24 protein-coding genes are annotated in these 18,598 nt (G+C 37.3%); 5 read left to right on the forward strand and 19 right to left on the reverse strand.

Going from position 1 to position 18,598, the window contains the following annotated elements; translation table 11 throughout:
- Positions 1-94: 94 nt before the first annotated feature.
- Positions 95-1,033, reverse strand: a complete 939-nt coding sequence (locus Sdiek1_RS05590; RefSeq protein ID WP_238099176.1) for a DMT family transporter — start codon at positions 1,031-1,033, stop codon at positions 95-97.
- Between the two features lie 49 nt (positions 1,034-1,082).
- On the opposite strand from Sdiek1_RS05590, the gene Sdiek1_RS05595 reads away from it, so the two are divergent.
- On the forward strand, positions 1,083-1,733 hold the full coding sequence (locus Sdiek1_RS05595) for an arylesterase (protein ID WP_087438283.1): 651 nt from the start codon (positions 1,083-1,085) through the stop codon (positions 1,731-1,733).
- Here the strand turns inward: Sdiek1_RS05595 and Sdiek1_RS05600 are convergent.
- The 4 genes from Sdiek1_RS05600 to Sdiek1_RS05615 form a co-directional block, all read right to left on the reverse strand.
- Entirely contained in the window at positions 1,716-1,967 is a 252-nt protein-coding gene (locus Sdiek1_RS05600; protein WP_087438284.1) for a hypothetical protein, read from the reverse strand. The genes Sdiek1_RS05595 and Sdiek1_RS05600 overlap by 18 nt on opposite strands.
- A 230-nt stretch (positions 1,968-2,197) precedes the next feature.
- On the reverse strand, positions 2,198-2,422 hold the full coding sequence (locus Sdiek1_RS05605; RefSeq protein ID WP_087438285.1) for a hypothetical protein: 225 nt from the start codon (positions 2,420-2,422) through the stop codon (positions 2,198-2,200).
- Complete coding sequence (locus Sdiek1_RS05610) at positions 2,422-2,757, reverse strand: hypothetical protein (protein WP_087438286.1); 336 nt, start codon at positions 2,755-2,757, stop codon at positions 2,422-2,424. The genes Sdiek1_RS05605 and Sdiek1_RS05610 overlap by 1 nt, the downstream gene beginning before the upstream one ends.
- Positions 2,758-2,759: 2 nt before the next feature.
- The gene (locus tag Sdiek1_RS05615) at positions 2,760-3,113 is read right to left on the reverse strand and encodes a hypothetical protein (RefSeq protein ID WP_087438287.1); all 354 of its coding nucleotides are present in this window, start codon (positions 3,111-3,113) and stop codon (positions 2,760-2,762) included.
- A 183-nt stretch (positions 3,114-3,296) separates the two neighbouring features.
- Between Sdiek1_RS05615 and Sdiek1_RS05620 the strand changes: the two genes are divergently transcribed.
- Positions 3,297-3,557 carry a hypothetical protein gene (locus Sdiek1_RS05620; RefSeq protein WP_087438288.1) on the forward strand — a complete coding sequence of 87 codons (261 nt, stop codon included), beginning with the start codon at positions 3,297-3,299 and terminating at the stop codon, positions 3,555-3,557.
- Between the two features lie 343 nt (positions 3,558-3,900).
- On the opposite strand, the gene Sdiek1_RS05630 is transcribed toward Sdiek1_RS05620, so the two are convergent.
- The 13 genes from Sdiek1_RS05630 to Sdiek1_RS05685 form a co-directional block, all read right to left on the reverse strand.
- The gene (locus Sdiek1_RS05630; RefSeq protein ID WP_087438290.1) at positions 3,901-4,257 is read right to left on the reverse strand and encodes a hypothetical protein; all 357 of its coding nucleotides are present in this window, start codon (positions 4,255-4,257) and stop codon (positions 3,901-3,903) included.
- Between the two features lie 2 nt (positions 4,258-4,259).
- Positions 4,260-4,457: a hypothetical protein gene (locus Sdiek1_RS14790; protein WP_151897980.1), complete on the reverse strand. Its 198-nt coding sequence runs from the start codon at positions 4,455-4,457 to the stop codon at positions 4,260-4,262.
- Between the two features lie 392 nt (positions 4,458-4,849).
- A complete protein-coding gene (locus Sdiek1_RS05635) occupies positions 4,850-5,110 on the reverse strand; it encodes a hypothetical protein (RefSeq protein WP_087438291.1) in 261 nt (86 codons plus the stop codon).
- Between the two features lie 9 nt (positions 5,111-5,119).
- Complete coding sequence (locus Sdiek1_RS05640) at positions 5,120-5,887, reverse strand: hypothetical protein (protein WP_087438292.1); 768 nt, start codon at positions 5,885-5,887, stop codon at positions 5,120-5,122.
- Between the two features lie 360 nt (positions 5,888-6,247).
- Positions 6,248-7,315 (reverse strand): hypothetical protein, encoded by a 1,068-nt coding sequence (locus Sdiek1_RS05645; protein WP_087438293.1) that lies wholly within the window; start codon positions 7,313-7,315, stop codon positions 6,248-6,250.
- Entirely contained in the window at positions 7,315-7,917 is a 603-nt protein-coding gene (locus tag Sdiek1_RS05650; protein WP_087438294.1) for a hypothetical protein, read from the reverse strand. The genes Sdiek1_RS05645 and Sdiek1_RS05650 overlap by 1 nt, the downstream gene beginning before the upstream one ends.
- A 9-nt stretch (positions 7,918-7,926) precedes the next feature.
- Complete coding sequence (locus Sdiek1_RS05655) at positions 7,927-8,256, reverse strand: hypothetical protein (RefSeq protein ID WP_087438295.1); 330 nt, start codon at positions 8,254-8,256, stop codon at positions 7,927-7,929.
- Between the two features lie 10 nt (positions 8,257-8,266).
- Positions 8,267-8,638: a D-Ala-D-Ala carboxypeptidase family metallohydrolase gene (locus Sdiek1_RS05660; protein WP_087438296.1), complete on the reverse strand. Its 372-nt coding sequence runs from the start codon at positions 8,636-8,638 to the stop codon at positions 8,267-8,269.
- Positions 8,639-8,649: 11 nt separating this feature from the next.
- Positions 8,650-10,038 (reverse strand): hypothetical protein, encoded by a 1,389-nt coding sequence (locus tag Sdiek1_RS05665; RefSeq protein WP_087438297.1) that lies wholly within the window; start codon positions 10,036-10,038, stop codon positions 8,650-8,652.
- 133 nt (positions 10,039-10,171) lie between these two features.
- The gene (locus Sdiek1_RS05670; protein WP_087438298.1) at positions 10,172-10,660 is read right to left on the reverse strand and encodes a hypothetical protein; all 489 of its coding nucleotides are present in this window, start codon (positions 10,658-10,660) and stop codon (positions 10,172-10,174) included.
- A gap of 187 nt (positions 10,661-10,847) precedes the next feature.
- Positions 10,848-11,003: a hypothetical protein gene (locus tag Sdiek1_RS14840; protein WP_161491999.1), complete on the reverse strand. Its 156-nt coding sequence runs from the start codon at positions 11,001-11,003 to the stop codon at positions 10,848-10,850.
- The gene (locus Sdiek1_RS05680; RefSeq protein WP_087438300.1) at positions 10,985-11,299 is read right to left on the reverse strand and encodes a hypothetical protein; all 315 of its coding nucleotides are present in this window, start codon (positions 11,297-11,299) and stop codon (positions 10,985-10,987) included. Before Sdiek1_RS05680 ends, Sdiek1_RS14840 begins: the two co-directional genes overlap by 19 nt.
- Positions 11,292-12,248 carry a transposase gene (locus Sdiek1_RS05685; RefSeq protein WP_087438301.1) on the reverse strand — a complete coding sequence of 319 codons (957 nt, stop codon included), beginning with the start codon at positions 12,246-12,248 and terminating at the stop codon, positions 11,292-11,294. The genes Sdiek1_RS05680 and Sdiek1_RS05685 overlap by 8 nt, the downstream gene beginning before the upstream one ends.
- Positions 12,249-12,451: 203 nt before the next feature.
- Between Sdiek1_RS05685 and Sdiek1_RS05690 the strand changes: the two genes are divergently transcribed.
- The 3 genes from Sdiek1_RS05690 to arsB all read left to right on the forward strand — a co-directional run bounded on the left by Sdiek1_RS05690 (position 12,452) and on the right by arsB (position 16,292).
- On the forward strand, positions 12,452-14,290 hold the full coding sequence (locus Sdiek1_RS05690) for a putative nucleotidyltransferase substrate binding domain-containing protein (protein WP_087438302.1): 1,839 nt from the start codon (positions 12,452-12,454) through the stop codon (positions 14,288-14,290).
- A 1-nt stretch (position 14,291) separates the two neighbouring features.
- The gene (locus Sdiek1_RS05695) at positions 14,292-14,903 is read left to right on the forward strand and encodes a 3'-5' exonuclease (RefSeq protein ID WP_087438303.1); all 612 of its coding nucleotides are present in this window, start codon (positions 14,292-14,294) and stop codon (positions 14,901-14,903) included.
- Positions 14,904-15,236: 333 nt separating this feature from the next.
- Entirely contained in the window at positions 15,237-16,292 is a 1,056-nt protein-coding gene (gene arsB, locus Sdiek1_RS05700) for an ACR3 family arsenite efflux transporter (protein ID WP_087438304.1), read from the forward strand.
- 47 nt (positions 16,293-16,339) lie between these two features.
- Here the strand turns inward: arsB and metE are convergent, their stop codons facing one another.
- Positions 16,340-18,538 (reverse strand): 5-methyltetrahydropteroyltriglutamate--homocysteine S-methyltransferase, encoded by a 2,199-nt coding sequence (gene metE / locus Sdiek1_RS05705; RefSeq protein ID WP_087438305.1) that lies wholly within the window; start codon positions 18,536-18,538, stop codon positions 16,340-16,342.
- Between the last annotated feature and the right edge of the window lie 60 nt (positions 18,539-18,598).

Consider the following 18,598-nt stretch of genomic DNA (forward strand, 5'->3'; position numbering starts at 1 on the left):
GTAGCGCTTATTGCAGGGGTTATACTGATTGAAATTGTTTTGCAAAGTCTCTTAGGTTCGTAAAAACACTCAATTAGGCTTTACATGTAAAAGCCTAATTGAGTTTCTCTTTTGCCCGAAAGCGTGGTAGCTGAGAGATAATAATACCTCCAAAGATGACAAAGCTTGCCATCATCTCCGTTTGACTGAGCACTTCACCTAAGAAGAAGTAGGCAAGAAGCACCGTGAAAACAGGAATAAGATTGACAAATACAGAGGCTCGGCTTGCTTCGATACGGCTTAACGCCAAGTTAAACATGCCATACCCACCCAGGGTTACCACGATGCCAAGATAACATAGCCATCCTAAGGCTTCCCATGAAAGGTTAAGTGGCACACCCCATGATTCCCAAAGTGCTAAAGGGAAGAAGAAAAGTGTTCCCACAAAGGCTTGGACGGCCGTTAAAAAGAGGGCGGAGAAGCGTTGGCTAAGGTAACGCACCGAGATGGCATACCATGTACCACAGACCATGGCGCAAAATTCTAAGAAGTTACCTAAGAGTGGATTGGTTGCATGCTCGCTACTTTGGGCTCCAAGGCTAAGCCAAACAGCTCCTGCGACGGCTAAAGCAGAACCGATAACGACACGTTTACTGAGGTACTCTTTTAAAACAAAACTCGCTGCAATCGCCGTCATGAGAGGCATCATGGACGTAATCATACCCGCTTGTGAAGCGGTGGTGAGTTGCAGTGCTTTGGCTTCAAAAATGAAGTAAAGGCAGGGTTCAAAAAAGGTGAGTAGGAGAATGTATTTGATGTCTTTTTTGGTAAATTCAAACGTAGAAAACTGTTTGATAAAATAGACGAAACAGAGACTGGCAATGGTCATACGACCAAACATGGCACTCATGGGTCCAAGAACGCCAAGGACGGCTTTAAGGGCGATAAAAGAGCTTGCCCATGTTAGCATGGCGATGAGTAAAAATACAATACCAATTAAATCAATCCGTTCTTGCTTCATTCCGTAATCTCTCTTTGAAAAAATGTGTGCCATTGTACCGCCTCTTTGCTAAAAACAGCGATATTTTAAGTACAATGAGTCTATGGAACTATTTAACTTGCGCAACATCATTCTTATTATTCTTCTCATTATCGGCATCAACTACTATAAAAGTAGGCAAGAAGTCGATGTGCAAAGTCTTTCGTTACCGCTAGATACCAAAGTGCTTGCTTTTGGCGATAGCCTAACTTTTGGCTATGGAGCACCAAGCGAAAAAAGCTATCCTTCTGATTTAGTAGATCTTTTACATGTAACGGTCATCAATGAAGGTGTCAATGGAGAACTGAGTGAACAAGGTTTGGCACGTTTGCCTAGTGTTCTTGAACGCCATAAACCAGACATCTTAGTCTTATGCCATGGTGGCAACGATATTTTACGTAAAATTGATGTGGCTCAAACGAAACATAATCTCAATGAAATGATCAAATTGGCCAAAGAAAAGGGTGTTTATGTTCTCTTGGTCGGTGTACCAACATTTGGTATTTTAAATTTCGATGTGCCATCATTTTACTATGAAGTGGCTAAAGAGAATGCCATTGAGATCGAAGATAGCAGTCTTAAAAAAATCTTTGACAATGAGACCACGCTTAAGTCTGACAAGGTTCATCCCAATGCCGATGGCTATGCGTTAATGGCTAAAAGCATCGCTCGCATGCTGAGCGAAAACTACCACCCATCAGCGAAATCGTTTTAAAATCCCTTTTAAATACTCTTCTGCCAAGGTTGCGATCTCTTCTTCCGTGAGGGTAATCGGTTCTGTTTGAGAAGGGATATTGTTGAGAAGAACAGCCATTTGCGTGCAGGTTTTAAAAAGCTCTTCAGGGCTCATAGAAACCATTACATGTAAAACGTCATTGGGGAGATTTCGAGGTTCAAGTTGATGTAGTGCAGTAAGCTTGGCTAAAAAGGTTTCAATGGTCGGATGCAAACGTTTTTCCTTGTTAATTTTTTGTGTGCAATTATGCCACATTCTTCGTTGATCTGCTTCATTAATCTTACCATGTAAGCATTTTTTGGCTTGCTTAGCGTTACAATCAAAGCTACTCTCATTAAGGGGCTTTGCATGAGATTATATGATGAATGTCAAGGGGTAAAGGGTGTTTTTTTGAAAGATTGTGTATTTTTTAATGTTTGAAGTGGAAAGAGGCGTTTAAGCCTCTAACCTTGTTTTTGAGCGAATTGAGAGATAAGCATATCGAGCTTAGCATCAATTCTAACGATCATTTCGTGTTTTTCTTTTGCTTCGTTTTGTTTTTCCCACAAGTTTTTAACATCGAACTCTAAACGTTTTACTCGTTCTCTAAGAGTTGCGATTATTGCTACAACGATAACGAGCTGACCAATTAAAGTCAGCCCAAACGAAAACCACTCTTGAAAAGTCATTACGCTACACTTCTCATGCTGATAATTGAGATGTTATCTGCTTTGACACCATTGAAAGTAAGACCAGCAAGAACAGCGTAAATATCATCTTCGCTTTTGCCTGATTTAACCGCCATTGAAAGATAAGCTTTTAAACCCGCAGTGTTTGAGATCACAACGTTTACAAGATTGTAACTCGTTGGAGTATCTGTACCAGTTTTTGAAGTCTCAGCATATCCAACATATTCACCATCAAGAAAAGAAGCACAAAAGCCACTCGCAACAGTGTCATCACAAGGAAGATTAAACGAACTTGTTTTCGCACCAAGTTTATTTTTAATTAATGTTTTTGCCATGATTACGCCTCTTTCTTATCATAGAATAAGTTTGAATACTCACATTTCGTTAAAGAGTCAAAACTCTCATCAAATTGTCCGATAACAGCCGTTTGAATTTCAGCGAAAGATTTTGTAGGTTTAACGTGAGGAATAGACACGCTAGCACTTTTTCTTTGACCGCTTAAATATTTTTTGCCTACACTAAACTTTTTAGCGTTAAGAACTGATGGATTTGCAGATGTGCCACCCTCAAATTTTAACTCATAAAAAGTCAACTCACCCTCCAGGATTGAACCCAGAGCAGTCATATCCGCCACACTACCTGAAGCCGAAACAGTATTGACGTTTCTTCCGCCAATTTTTTGTTTAATCATTGGTTGACCTTTGCGTTTGATTTTGTTTTGCAAAACATGGGAAGAAGTTTAAAAGTTTTTTTCAAATGTCAATATAGGTGCTTCAAAACAACGAAAAGAAGAGGATTGACGATAAGTGGTATTGACATTTCATTTTTAAAAATATCATTCAAATCAAATTTAAGATCAAAAAAAGGGGAAAAAATGGCAGTATCTGCAACAGATTGTCAAACGTTTTTAAAAAGTAGTTTTGGATTAAAAAATGTCACGAGTACAACATTAAGTGAGTTACGATGTCTTACATGTGGAAAAATAGCTTATCAATCAGGGAGCTACGTTTATTGTAAAAGCAATATAACGGCACACAGAAAAACAAACCTTGACTACATGAAGGAAATAACAAAAAACAAAGCTGATTTAATCAAAGCTTTAGAAAATTATACATTCATTGATAAAGCAATATAGAAGAAAGGGAGCTCACGCCCCATCGCTTAGTCACTTAACCATTGTTGAGATAGAAGAGCAAAGAGCGGGCTTTTAGGGTGGAGTTTGTGAAATTTTATGTATTTTAGGGAGTGTTTGGCGTTCGAATCTGCCACTCAGTTTAGACGTGTGTTTTGGCGCAAAGCGCACTTTTTGGTCGGGGCTATCATTAACCAAAAGTGGGACATAGTCCCATTCTTGGTTAATGCCCCTTATACCCTAGCGGGTGGCGGGAGCTTTATTTTTAAAGCTTTAACTTTGTTAAGTTTGGATTCTGCGTTTGACAAAGAGAAAGAGAGGCGTGAGCCTACATGTAGGCTAATCTCTAAGACCTTTTGAACAATCCAGTCACAATACTTGTTACATTAAACCCGCCTACCTCTAAATGGTTACGGCATGAAAGAGCTATATCACCCTCATTTTTATTTAACTTGACATTATTAAGCACGATTTGGTGACTCATATTTGCATTCGTTTTAATAATGCCTTTGAATACAGCCCAGTAACCGAAATCATCTATTGGAGATTGAGTATCGTCAGAGTATTCTATCTTTAAAATCTCACTCACTTTCATGGTCGTTAACTCATTAAAAAAAGCTAGACAATCGGCAACGCTTTTAGCTTCAACTTGATTAGTAATCGTTCTACGTCCTTGCTTTAATTGCACTCTATAAATTGGCATTTTTACGCTCCCAACATTGTTGATATTCTTTTTACATAATCTTTAGATAATTCACAATCTTTTAAACCATTTTCATTAATATCAACACCTAAAAAATAACAAATTAGTTTTAGATTTTCGTTTGGTTCATTTTGAGCAGACAAACCAAAAAATTGAACAAGACGTTGTAAATATTCTTTTATTGCATCACAATCGCTCAAAGTTGTATTTGTATCAACACCAAGAAGTTGACAAATGATTTTTTAAAATTTTTGAAATTGATCAGTCACAGCAGAGCCACCAAGAGTCCTTACAATTGGAGCAAAATCAGGATAACAACAAAATTGAGGGGAAACAAGCAATCGAAGAACAAAGAGCTCATTTTTCCAAGGATAAGAAGATTCAGGAGTACAAAGAACAATATAAGGAGTACGAAGAGTTAAAAATATTTACACAATAATAATTAAAAGCATCCTCAAAAAGTATCAAATGAAGCAACAAAAAGAACCACCATAACCACCAGAATAAAGATCATATTTAAAAAGAACGTAAAAAACTGGACTCATAAGAAATATTATAACTATCCAAACTAACAACATGTTCAATATAAACATCACCAAAGACAGAAGAATAAAAAGTAAGAAGATTGAATAGGAAAATAAGAAAAATAAACATAAGGATAATCACCAAAAAAACCACTAAACAAAGCAATTTTAGTATCACTGCTCCTCTGATAAATTTTCATTCCTTCATAAAAAAAATAAGAATCAGGAAGAAACATACTATTAAAAACATCAATACCAATTAAACGATCAGCATTATCAGATGAATATAAAAACTCATAATCTTGAATATTAAATTTTTGTAAAGACATTACATATCCTTACTTATTATGAACATATGCAAGAGCATTAATTAAATTCATGAACTCTTCACTTAATCCAGTTAATTTACCGTTAGAGTCTTTTGTGTACATAAAGTCGGCTGCTTTATTAAGATCATTGACGTCAAGAGCTGAAGCAGTATCACGACCTAATATTTTCTTCATAAGCATTTCATCTTGAGGCGTAAATGATTTTGTGAAAAGTTTGAACATTAATGTCTCATTGTAACGTGATGCCATATTGTTTCCTAAACCCATGTGGAGATTTTCACGGTTATAGAGGGAGTTTTTGGTATCAGTCACAGCAGATAAAGTATCAAAAGAAGATGAATTATGATTAAATTGTGAAGTCGTTTGAGCACTAGCTTTAAAACCCTGATGATTAACGATTATCTGACCAGTGATTAAATTCTCTTGATTTGAACTTTGAAAAAAGCCCATTTTACGAAAAAGTTTAACACCTTTTAAATTTCTATATTTTGCCAAACCTTTTTTTATAGGATTAAGCAAAAGAAGAGGAATTAAAATTTCAACTTTTTCAAAAATCTTTGCAATAAGAGCTTCCTGAGCACGAACAGCATACATGATAACACCAAATACAAGAACATTCATAGAGCTTTCAATAGCTTCTTTAATTATCGGATTATCAATATCTTTAGTAAATGCTTGAATAATCTTTTTAGACTCATCGTATCCAACCATCATAATGATTGTTTCAAAAAATTCCTCAGCAGAATTTTTCCCAACTTGTTGAACAGTTCCCGACATTTAACACCTCGTTTTTTCGAGAATGTTAAAAGTATTTTTAAAATGTCAATAGAGGGGAGAGAAAAGAACGAGAGAGACGAATGTTAAAAAAAGATTAATGATAATTTAAGAATAGTAAACAGCCTAAAAAAAGGCTATTTACTTAAAAGATTTATCTTTTGAAAATTGGTTGATATCTTCTTTACCACCCATCATATGATATTGTTCAATCATAATATCAGAAGAAGCGTGAGGAGGAGTATAAAAATAATACCTAATACCAATATAAGAAAAAATAACAATTAAAAACATAAAAAAAATAATAAATAAATTTTTCTTTTAATTCTTTTTTTTCTTTATTAGATGAAAATTGTCCTTTTATCATGTTGGCCTACCCCCCATTCTAGTAATAAATTCAGACATAATATCAACACTACTATCATAACCAAAAATAGAGGATATATCAATAGGCGAAAATAAGTCTATATCATAATCATCTAATTCAAGATTTTTTTCATCTGTTTGATTAATAGCTGTAACTGCATTTTTAACCAAACTAGCCTCACGAGGAGACATATCAAAAAGAACATTCTCGTCAATATCTTTGACCTGAGTTGGCGTTTTAGCGTAAACCTTAGCCTCAACCTCAAATGATCTATGACTAGCTTCAATTTCAAGAGGTGTAAAACCAACAACACTATCAGACTCTAAAACCTGATTAGAAACTGGTGTATTCTTAAACTCATACGCTTTTAACATTTGAAGATTCTTTCTAGCCTCAACTTCAGCAGGACTCATTTTAGAATCACCGACCTGCATAGTGTTATCCTCTTCTTTTTTCTTTGCATTATCTGCAAGCTCTTTAGTAAGCGTGTACGTTTTATCCATAAAACCCGTAGCAATATCCATGTATTTTAATAACCCATACATGTAATCATTAAAAACATCGAACTTCGAGCCAAAAGTAGAGGTTAATGTACCAACAGATTCAACTAAGCTTTTTGTATTTTGTTTTAGAACAGCAGGCAAAGTCTCACCTACAACAGGAGGCGTAACAGCTTCTTTTTGACGGTCTAAATCTTCCTGCAACTTAATCTTATTTTCCAAAGTATACTTAAGATTTTCGACTTCTTGTTGTTTCTTTTTAATCTCTTCTTTTTCCTCCTCAGGAGCAGTAGAAAGATAAGAGAGCAATAACTCAGAAGCCTGACCGAAAAGCTGAATAGCAAGTTGATATTTAGCAGGAACCTTTGCCATAGCCAAAGCACTTTCAAGAGAAGTCATAGCATATTGCTTACTAGAGGGGAGCGAAATAGGTTTAAAATTTGAATTATTTACGGGCGTAGAAGAACCCGAAGGAACTTCAACGCTAGGAATAGTAGAAGGAGTAGACGGCTGAGTATCAACAACAGGCTTAACCGAACCACCTACACCAGACCAACCACCCATTATGAATCCTTTAACGTAAGCAAGAAATGAGGAGCTAAAAGAATTTTACCATTTTGAGAAAGCTTATAAATAACAGAACTACCCTGAAGATCAACAGCGGGATAAGACCATAATTGCTGAGAAGCCTCAATAGTATATTCACCTTGACGAGCCGAAACAGTTACAACCGAACCATTAGGATAAGCACCAAAATTACCGTCAAGATCAGGAACAGAAAAAACACCCTCAGAAGAACCAACACCGTTATCAGAAGAACCAACATCATCTGGAACATACGATGGAAATTTTTTAAAAGCCTCAGTTTCTATACTAAAACAACAGCCAGACAACTGAGAACCTGCAACAAAAACAAAATAATTTTGAGTTGCATCCAAATATAAACGAAATGTGCTATCTAAAACAGTATGAGTTTGATTGTATGAACCATAAACAACAAGAGGAACACAATAAGCATTAAGAAGAGTATAGCTAGGAACTTCCTCAACAGTAATGAGTAAATACAATTCACCAGTAACCAAATCGACAGTATTACCATCAATTAAAGTAACAGAATAATCATTTGCAGGAACGTGTAATCTAGCAACAGCATTATCGTAACTCATAAACTCTCCTTACTTCATAATAGCGACTGTTTTATCAAACAGCACATCAAGGGATTGAATAGAAACAAAAACGAGTTTTAAATTATCGTCATTCACTTCTTGTTTAAGCTCTTTTTTTTGCAGATAATCTGCAAGAATTTCAGAACAACGAGTAAGACCAATAACGTCATTTTTTAAAACTTCATTATTTTGAAGTGTAGTATCTTGATTAAGTGTTTCCACTACCTGAGAGGCAACAATAAGACCGCCACCAATAGCGGGATTAAAAACCGTAGCAACTTGACCAACACCTTTTAAAACACTAGACCAATCATATTTTTGTAAATTTTGTAAATTCATTTTTTTTTCCTTATTTCATAATTTTTAAAATAGGATTTGGTTTAGTCAAATCCATATCAACGTGAATAAACGTATCGTAAAGCAAAACACGTTTAAAACCTACTTTTAACAGAGCCGAAACAATGTTAAATCGAACGCTATCGCTAAGAGTGGAAATATCCACAGCCAAACCTTTTGTATGTGCACTATCCTCAACACCTCCCACTTCTTTATTATGTTTTTCACAACGACAACCACAATTAATTTTAAAAGAAACATTTGCCGATTGACGAGCAGTATCCAACAAAATAACAAGATCATCATTGATATTATTAAGACCACAACCACACTTACATGTAAACTCTTCTTTTTTAAAGTGTTTTATTTGCCACCAATTAACCATTTTTTAAATCCTCAACTTATAAATTTTGAAAAATCTTTAATAAACCAATCATGAACGCCCACACCCTCATCATGTAAAGCGTTATAAGTTTGATCAATGGTATCAAACACACGATTCACAAAGTAATGTTTATTTTGTTGCATTTTTTCATCGTCCAAATCTTTGACCTCAAGACGATTGAAACGATCTAAACGTTTGCTGTAAACGTCCTCTAAAACAGTGCTATCGTGTTTCTTTTCGGTGTACTCTTTGATCTTGTTCATAGCATCTTCAATAGTGCAGGGGCGAAGATCACCATAATGTGAAAGAGACGTGGAAAGGAAAGCTTTAAACGCATTATGAACATAGATAAAATCTGTAGTAAAAGGTTTAACGAAAGTCTCGATAGTATCAGTTTTAAAATGGCCGTTAAAAGTTTCAATTACTTTCCAAAGTGGATGCACTTCACTCCTTAAAAATCGTTGTCTTACAGCGTCAAAAGTAAGTATTTTTTGATCTCCATTTTTAAGCGTTTTAAAACCTAGCATTATCTCAGTAGTGTCTTGATCGCTTAAATCTCTGAGACTAAAATCATCTAAACAACGCGCCCAAAGATTGTTTAAGTTATTGAGTATGATCTCAAAACCGTCCAAAACCTGACCATCAATAACCATATTTTTAAGCTTCTCACGCCTGATCTGAAACTCTATTCTAAAAACTTCTTTTGTTTCGTCATAATCTTTATTTGTGCGCCATAAACCCTCAATAAAAGACTTATTAGGAAACTTCTTTATCTCTTTAGTTTTATTGTAAACACGCATGAGGTAATCACCGCCACCTTTCATAAAACCTTGAAAGGAACGGCCACTATAATAAAAACTATCACAGCCTATCTCATCATCATAGTAACGATTATTGCGTGTACGTGTTTTTGTACGGTGAAAATCTAAAATCGTAAAGTTATAGCCTTGAACATCACATTGTAAATGTATTTCGCTGATCTTGATTGTGTAGTGTGAGATGATATGATCTCTTAAAAACTTGTTTATGTTTTGAACAGCTTTAATATAACCATTTCTTTGGAGGAACGAAGCACGAAATTCAACTTTACAAAATGGGTTAGGGTCAATAGTGGTAAGCATTTTTTTAAGGTGTATAGTTACGTCAGCGTTTTTAATAGATACACTAAATCCTCGCACCGTAGCGGGCATAATTTGGAAGAACGCCCCGCCGAATGAATGCTGATATTGACTAAAGCTTTTATTCTCGTTTTTTTGGCTCTGAGCTTGCATTTTAGTAGACAAAAGACTATCGAGTAAAAAATTATAGCCTCGAATATCATCACCGCTAAGAAGTTGAGATGGATAAAGGTGATATTTGAGTGTGTCGATGTTTTGCCAAAGTTTAACCATATTCTGCATTTAAAACCTTTTTGAAATTTGTCGCACTAAGCCCCCCTTGATAAACCATTGTGGAGGCAAAGTTTTTTTTCGCTTTTTGAAGCTCTACGAATAGAAATTCAAGAAACGAAAAGAGGGCGTTAACCCTCTTAAACTAACTTACTTTTTCCCATGATTGCCAAATAGGTGAAAGCACATCTTGTCCGAAGTCTTTAACAAAACCTAGTGAGCCTTTGAACATGTAAGTGCTATTTAGCTCTAATTCGTTAAACATTGTTTCTGATACATTTTGAACGAGCGTACCGCCTTTAAAAATAAGAGTGATTTTGTAGCGGTTAGGGTAAAAAGTAGGGTCACCCGAAGCGTCAAGAATAGGCGCACCCGTTGTTTTATCCGTTCTTTGTTTACCGTTTTGGACTTCACGTTGTGAAATTTGAGCGGAGAGAGTAACTTTATTTGCGTTTACTTTCTCATTATAAAGCGCCATCATTCTGTGGAACTCTTCCATAGTCATTGAACCGTCACCAACTTTTGGGGACATGTCAGCAATACCAACGTTATTGGCAACCTCACCGTTGTTAACTGGCTCATGGATAATGACTGGAATTTCTTTACCGTCTACTGTTTGTGATGTAAGTTTCATGCGATTCTTTCCTTTAATTGTTTTTCTTTTAAATGTATATTTTGCATACGGCTAATAAAAGCCGACCTCGAAACGCCACTCTCTCTAATAATGTCCTCTCTAGTTATAGAGCACCCATAACCACCCCTTTTAATTAAATTTAAAACGGAAGTTAAAAGCATAAAATCCGTTTGTGAAACTTCAAATTTCATTTAACAATCTCAACGACCCAACCAATACGATCTTCAATCGTAACGATGGGATTATTTGTATAATTACGTTTTGCACTTTTGGCAAGGTTACGAGCATCACCAAAAGCACGCCTTTGACCGATTAAAAGACCATTCACGAGAACTCTAAACATTGTTGCCCCTTTGGAACAAAAGAATTAAAACGCTTTACAATCTCCATTAATAGAATTTCAGCACTCTCAAAAGTGTCCTCAAAATTAAAAAGCTTATCAGAGTGATAGAGTTTAATATCTGCAATATGAACATGAGAGCCTTTCACATCAATGCCAAGAGAAGCGGAACGCTCATAATCATCATGATAAATTCGAAAAGAAAGTTTTAAAGCACTCAAATCTATTTCATTATCGTAAACCTCAAAAGGAAAAGGTTGACCTTTTTTTGGAATATTGTTAAAGACGATTTTAGGCATTAATTAATCCTTGATGAAATTTGACATAAACAGCACGAAACAAATGTGACATACACGCCACTAAAGCGACCATTTTATTTTTACCACCATCAACAAGACGTGTATATTTTTCTTTAATAATTTCGTTATATTGGATAGCGGACATAGTGCAAAGATAGAGAAGCTTTCTAACTAGGGAACTACCACGCTTACTCATAGATTCTTTTTTATGAACTGACGTACCACTTTCAAATATTTTAGGAGAAAGCCCCACAAAACTTTGGAGTTGTTTAAGAGTGTAATTTTGAGATTTTAAAAAAATAGGAACAAGCTCTAAAAGGAGAGCATAACCAACGCCTTTAATCTCTTTTTTTAGCTCAATGACATGTGGGAAAAGTTCTTTCAAAACTTTCTCAGCTTCTTTCTCCAAACCTTTTTTTGTCTCTTTAATCTTAAGTTCTAAAGCACACAAAAAAGAGTCTAATAAATCAATAGGATTTTCTTTTTGAGAATGAACAAAATTTAAAAGTTGTGTATCAAGTTTACGAAGCAGATTAATTGATGATGTATATTTGCGAAGCGTTTTATCAGATTGATTGAAAATTGTTTTAAATTCATCTTGATCTAATGTTTGAATATACTTAGCAATACCCAAACTATCAGCAAGATCACTTTTTTTGCGTGAATTTAAGTGTTTAAGATAGTGACTCATCATGTAAGGATTAATCATTATTTGTTTGAAGTCATGAACAGTGAGAAGCTTTTGCAATACGTGCATGTAATTACTTGTTGCTTCGTAACCAAAGAAAAGCTCACTTTTTTTATAAGTCGTTTTTAAGTAGTCAAAAAATCCTAGAATAGAGCTCTCATTATTAAGAATTTGGATAGGGTCGTATTTTAAACCATCAAGAGTAATGGAAATATCCAACTTGTCTTTAGCAACATCAACACCAACAAAAACTTTACGCATGGTAAATCCTTTTTTTTTGTATAATGTGTACTTCTTTATACTTGTAAACGTGATCTTGTCACTAGATTATTATTAAAAGTTAGTACACGAAAACCCTTATCTCATGGCGCAGGCTCTAAGACCTTAGCATGTACAGAGGGTTAAACGTGTATATCGTGTCGTTACCATAACATTTAATGAAATTTTAAAAAAAAGGATTAAAGATGGTTGACGAGGAGAATCTTACAAGTATGTACGATCTTGAGGCGTTTTTGCGCTCTATTCATCCGTTTCAACTGCTTTCCAAAACCGAGATTGCTAAAGCCATTGGTGCGATGAATATCGCTTACTATAAAAAAGAGACATTGCTGCTTTCTCCTTCAAAACCAGCTGAATTTTTATACATTATTATCAAAGGCGAAGTAGGGGAGTTTCATGAAGAAGAATTGCTCAAAGTGTACAGTAAATCTAACTCATTTGATGCGGATGCCCTCATTTATAACAAAAGTGAGAGCAGTTTTAAAGTTTTAGAAGAGCTTATCTGCTATGAGCTAAAAAAAGCCGATTTTCTCGCTTTACTTGATTCCAACGCAGCCTTTAAAGCCTACTTCATCCAAGACCTTGCTAACAAAATTCAATCCGCCAAAGCCAAAGAGTACACCACGGAACTTTCAGGGTTTATGATGGCACGCGTGCAAGACAGCTATTTGCATGTGCCAACGATTGTGGAAAAAGAGTGCTCTATCATCGAGGCACTTCATCAAATGGAGGCAACAAAAAGCAGTTGTATCATCGTTCGCAATGGCGAGGGATATGAGTATGGTATTGTGACTGACAGCATTGTGCGCCGTCATGTACTTTTTGAGGAGTATGATAAACATGCCGCCATTGGTCCTATTGCGCTTCACCCCATTATCACCATCGAAGCGGATGACTACCTTTTTAACGCACTTCTTTCGTTTACGAAACACTCTATCAAACGTCTTATCGTCACGCGCGATGGTGAGATTATCGGCATTTTGGAACAATTGGATCTGCTCAGTTATTTTGCCAATCACACCTATCTCGTTGCTGTTCAAATCCGAAAAGCGACTACCGTCGAAGAGCTCAAACAAGCCAGTTTTGATCTGATGAGCATCGTGAAAAAGTTACATGTCAAAGGAACCAAGGTTGATTATATTGCCAAGCTGATTTCGGAGATTAACGAGAAGATTTATGAAAAACTCTATGGCATGATCGTTCCACCTGAGCTTGCCCAAAAAGCGTGTTTGGTGGTGATGGGCAGTGAAGGGCGCAAGGAGCAGCTTCTTAAAACTGACCAAGACAATGCGTTGATCATTGACGATAATGTCAATGAAAGCCTTTATATTCCCTACATGCGGCGTTTTACTGAAACACTCATCGATTTTGGTTTCCCTCGTTGCGAGGGTAACATTATGGTTTCCAATCCGTATTGGTGTAAACATTGGAGTGCTTACCAAAAAGAGATCATGCGTTGGTTTGATACGCCAAGCATGGAAGATGTGATGAATCTTGCGATCTTTTTCGATGCAATTCCTGTGGCAGGCGATGCGTCGATGTTACATAAACTTAAAAATGAAATCTTTGAACATGTTGAAGAGCAGAGTCCTTTTTTAGCCAATTTTGCAAAAGCGGCAACGGCATTTGAAACGCCCATTGGTATGTTTACCAATCTGATCGCTCAAAATCATAAAATTGATGTCAAAAAAGGGGGCATTTTCCCCATCGTTCAAGGTGTGCGCGCTCTCGCATTGGAGCATAAGATCGAAGTGACCGACACGCTTACTCGCATAAAGAAGCTTGCAAAGATGGACGTTATAGACAATGATTTTGCAGGCGCACTCATCGAAGCGTTTGATACTCTTTTGAATTTGCGTTTAAAAGAGCGTTTGAGCTTGGGTGAAGACAAGGGGCTGGATAACTTCGTGAACATCGAAAATCTCAACCAATTGGAGCTAGAGCTTCTCAAAGACAGCTTCAAAATCGTCAATAAATTTAAGAAATTTTTGACGTACCATTTTAAACTTTCCATGGTGAGCTAGTATGTTCGCCTCTTTTTTTGCGAAACGCAATGCCCAAAATCTTAAAGATGAACAGTACCGTTTTTTATTTGAGGAAGCGCCCGTTGATGAAGTCGTGGTATTTGACACCGAAACAACAGGGCTCAGTCCCAAAAAAGATGAGATCCTCTCCATCGGTGCGGTGAAGATCAGAGGCAATAAAATCTTGATGTCCGAAAAGTTTGAGCTCTTCATTAAACCCAGTCGGGAGATCAACGAAAAAAGCATTAAGATTCATCAAATCCGTAATGTCGATTTGGAAAATGGCATCGACCCCCACAAGGCAATTGTGCAGTTTTTACACTTCATCGGTTCGCGCCCACTGGTCGGCTACTACCTTGAGTTTGACATCAAAATGATGAACACCTACGTCAAACCGTGGCTTGGAATCAACCTCCCCAACCCCCAAATCGAAGTCTCAGGACTCTACCACGACAAAAAGATCAAATTCATCCCCGATGGCGTGATAGACCTACGTTTTGATGTCATGATGAACGACCTAGGCTTGCCCATCTTCGGGAAACACGACGCGCTCAATGATGCTATGATGACGGCAATGATGTATATAAAACTTCGAAATATTGAGAAGGTGTAGGGACGTTTTTTGCTTTATATGTAAAGCTATTGAGGTGTCTTACATATGCCAAAAGTTAAAAGTTTGGTTCTCCAATTCAGAGTTACTCTATATGAGACCCTTACACAAATGCTTTATTTACACACTTATTGCTTTCACATGAGAACGAAGTAAATAAATTTGGGTTATGCTATTTTCATGTTGCGAACTTGATGTAAAATAGAGCGATAATATATTTGAGACAAAGTAATTTTGCAATAAGTATACTGGTTTTATAGGGTTAAATTAACTCATTTAGTTGGTCAATTATAAGTAACTAAAATCAACATATGTTGATATGTAAAGGATGTTATGATGCAAAATGAATCGACAAAACCCACATCGGGTATGGGCTTTTTTGAGCGTTATCTTACTGTATGGGTGGCTTTGTGTATTGTAGCAGGTGTGGCTATCGGTCAGTTTTTCCCCGTTGTTCCAAAAACCTTGAGCCGTTTTGAATATGCGCATGTCTCTGTTCCTATAGCCATTCTCATTTGGCTGATGATTTACCCGATGATGCTCAAAATTGACTTTGCAAGTATTTTGGATGCCGGTAAAAAACCTAAAGGGTTGTGTATTACGTGTACGGTCAATTGGTTGATTAAACCTTTTACGATGTATCTTATCGCAGCTTTCTTTTTTAAAGTTCTGTTTGTAAACTTTTTGCCTGAAAATCTCGCGAATGAATACTTAGCCGGTGCGATCTTACTAGGGGCAGCACCTTGTACGGCGATGGTGTTTGTATGGAGTCATCTTACCAAAGGCGATGCTGCTTATACTTTGATACAAGTGGCGGTCAATGACCTGATTTTACTGATTGCATTTACGCCCATTGTGGCTTTTTTACTCGGTGTGAGCAATGTCATTGTCCCTTATGACACTCTGTTCTTATCGGTTGTTTTGTTTGTAGTTATACCCTTATTGAGTGGGTATCTCTCAAGACGATACATCATCAAGCACAAAGGGCTTAGTTACTTTGAAAATGTGTTTATTAAAAAATTTGACAACACTACTATTTTAGGGCTTTTGTTGACACTTATTATTATTTTTACCTTTCAAGGCGATATCATTCTTAACAATCCTTTACATGTACTCCTCATTGCAATTCCTCTTACTATTCAAACTTTTTTTATTTTTTACATCTCATATGGTTGGGCACGTCTGTGGAAGCTTCCTCATAACATTGCTGCACCTGCTGGGATGATCGGGGCGAGTAACTTTTTTGAATTGGCCGTGGCTGTTGCCATCACGCTCTTTGGCTTACAATCAGGTGCGACGCTAGCAACGGTGGTGGGCGTGCTTGTGGAAGTGCCTGTCATGTTGGCATTGGTACGCATTGCGAACAACACAAAACATTGGTTTGAAATGTAAGAAGAAAACGTTTGCCACGAGAGGAGAAAACCCTCTCGTGTTAAGCTTTAACGCGCTAAATGCACGGCTTTAATCATGTTGGCTAAAGCCGCTTTTGTCTCACTCCAACCTCTGGTTTTTAGCCCGCAATCAGGGTTAATCCAGAGTTGCTCTTTAGGAAGCACATGCAAGAACGCTTTGATCTGCTCGCTCATCTCCTCCACACTTGGAACGCGAGGCGAATGAATGTCATAAACACCTGGTCCAATTTGCGCTTTGTAATTTGCTTTTTGAAAGACTTTGAGCAGTTTATTGCCACTGCGTGAAGTTTCGATGGTGATGACATCGGCATCCATACGCTCTATCGTGTCGATGATGTCGTTAAAGTTGCTGTAACACATGTGCGTGTGAATCTGTGTTTGATCCCATGCGATCCCAATCGAAGCTTTGAAACTCTCTACCGCCCATTTTTCATAGGCTTTGATCTTCTCTTCCCTTAAAGGATAACCTTCTTTGAACGCCGCTTCATCCACTTGAATGATCTTGATGTCGTGACGTTGAAGCTCATCGACCTCTTCGGCAATAGCACGCGCGACTTCAAAAGCCACTTCGCTTTTAGGAATGTCATTGCGTACAAATGACCAGTTGAGAATGGTTACAGGCCCTGTGAGCATGCCTTTCATCGGCTTGTCGGTCAAGCTTTGCGCATAAACGCTCCAATCAACGCTGAGGGGTTGTTTACGGCTCACACTACCATAAAGAAGAGGTGGTTTGACACAACGACTGCCATAGCTTTGAACCCAACCATTTTCACTAAAGGCAAAGCCCTCTAAGAGTTCACCAAAGTATTCGACCATGTCGTTGCGCTCAAACTCGCCATGCACCAGTACATCAAGCCCTAACGCTTCTTGAAGCTCAACGCATTTTTTGATGGACTCTTTTAAAGAGGCTTCGTAAGCTTCTCGCGTAATCTCACCTTTTTTAAAGGCATTGCGCACCGCTCTGGTCTCTTTGGTTTGCGGAAATGAGCCGATGGTGGTGGTGGGGAAAAGTGGCAAATTCAGCGCTTTTTGTTGTAAGGCAAAACGGGTAGTATAAGATGATCTGGTGTAGGCAATGGCACTGCTTTTAACCGACGGTGCTTTTTGAGTGCAAGCACTCGCTTCAGGTTTTTCTTGTTTCTCCCAAAGTGTGTTGATTTGCTCCAATTCTACTAGTTTTTCAAGGGCAAAGCTGAGGCGACTTTTGACTTCGGGGGCTAATTTTTCTTCAAACTGCGTTGAAAAAGGTACATGTAAAAGCGAGCATGACGTTGAAATGATGATTTGCTGAGCATCGATTTTTTCGCTGATTTTTTCGAGTAAGTTGTATGTTTTTGAAACATTATTTTTCCACACATTTCGCCCATCAATGACACCAGCGATGAGCATTTTGCCGTTTACATGTAAAAGGGCATCAAGGTTCTCTTCTCCATACACAAAATCAAGTCCGATTCCCCAAATAGGGCAATTTCCCAAGATTTCCACCGCTTCATTGGCACGATCAAAATAGGTGACAACAGCGATTTTTAGATTGGGACTTACTACGCCTAAACGCTCATACGCAATCTTTAAAAGACTGAGAAATTTTGGCTCTAAGGTTTTGGCAAACAGAGGCTCATCAAACTGTACGACGATGTTTTCGCCTAAACTTGAAATGGCATAAAGCACTTTAGCATAGGCTGTCACCACAGCATCAAAAAGGTTGAAAAGATCGCTTCCATCGACAGCGTTGGAAAGGAAAATAAAGGTAAGTGGTCCTACAAGGTTTATTTTTGGATGAACTCCTTGCGCTTTGGCTTCTATAAACTCTTCCGCGATTTTAGAAATGTTCACATGGGAGAAGTTCATATTCGCATGAAGTTCTGGGACGATGTAGTGGTAGTTGGTATTAAACCATTTGGTCATCTCCATTGCGGCATGGTCATCGTCACCTCGTGCCATGGCGAAGTAGCGATCTGTTTTATCGTCAATGTTTTCAAAGCGTGGAGGAATGGCTCCGAGCATAACGGTGGTATCGAGCATGATGTCATACAAACTAAAATCATTGCACGAAATAAAGTCGATATGACGCTCTTTTTGGTAGTTCCAATGGCGATTTCGAAGCGTTTTTGCAACCGCTTTGAGCGCTTCAAAATCAGTTTTTCCTGCCCAATATTCTTCTAGGGCAAATTTGAGTTCACGTTTTTCCCCAATGCGAGGAAACCCTGTAACGTAGGTTTGTGACATAGTTTTAAGTCCTTTTTCATCTTCATAATTTTTAAATAGATTCTGCCAACAACGTTGGCA

Origin of the sequence: Sulfurospirillum diekertiae (assembly GCF_002162315.1) — a bacterium.
In the GTDB taxonomy this organism is placed as follows: domain Bacteria; phylum Campylobacterota; class Campylobacteria; order Campylobacterales; family Sulfurospirillaceae; genus Sulfurospirillum.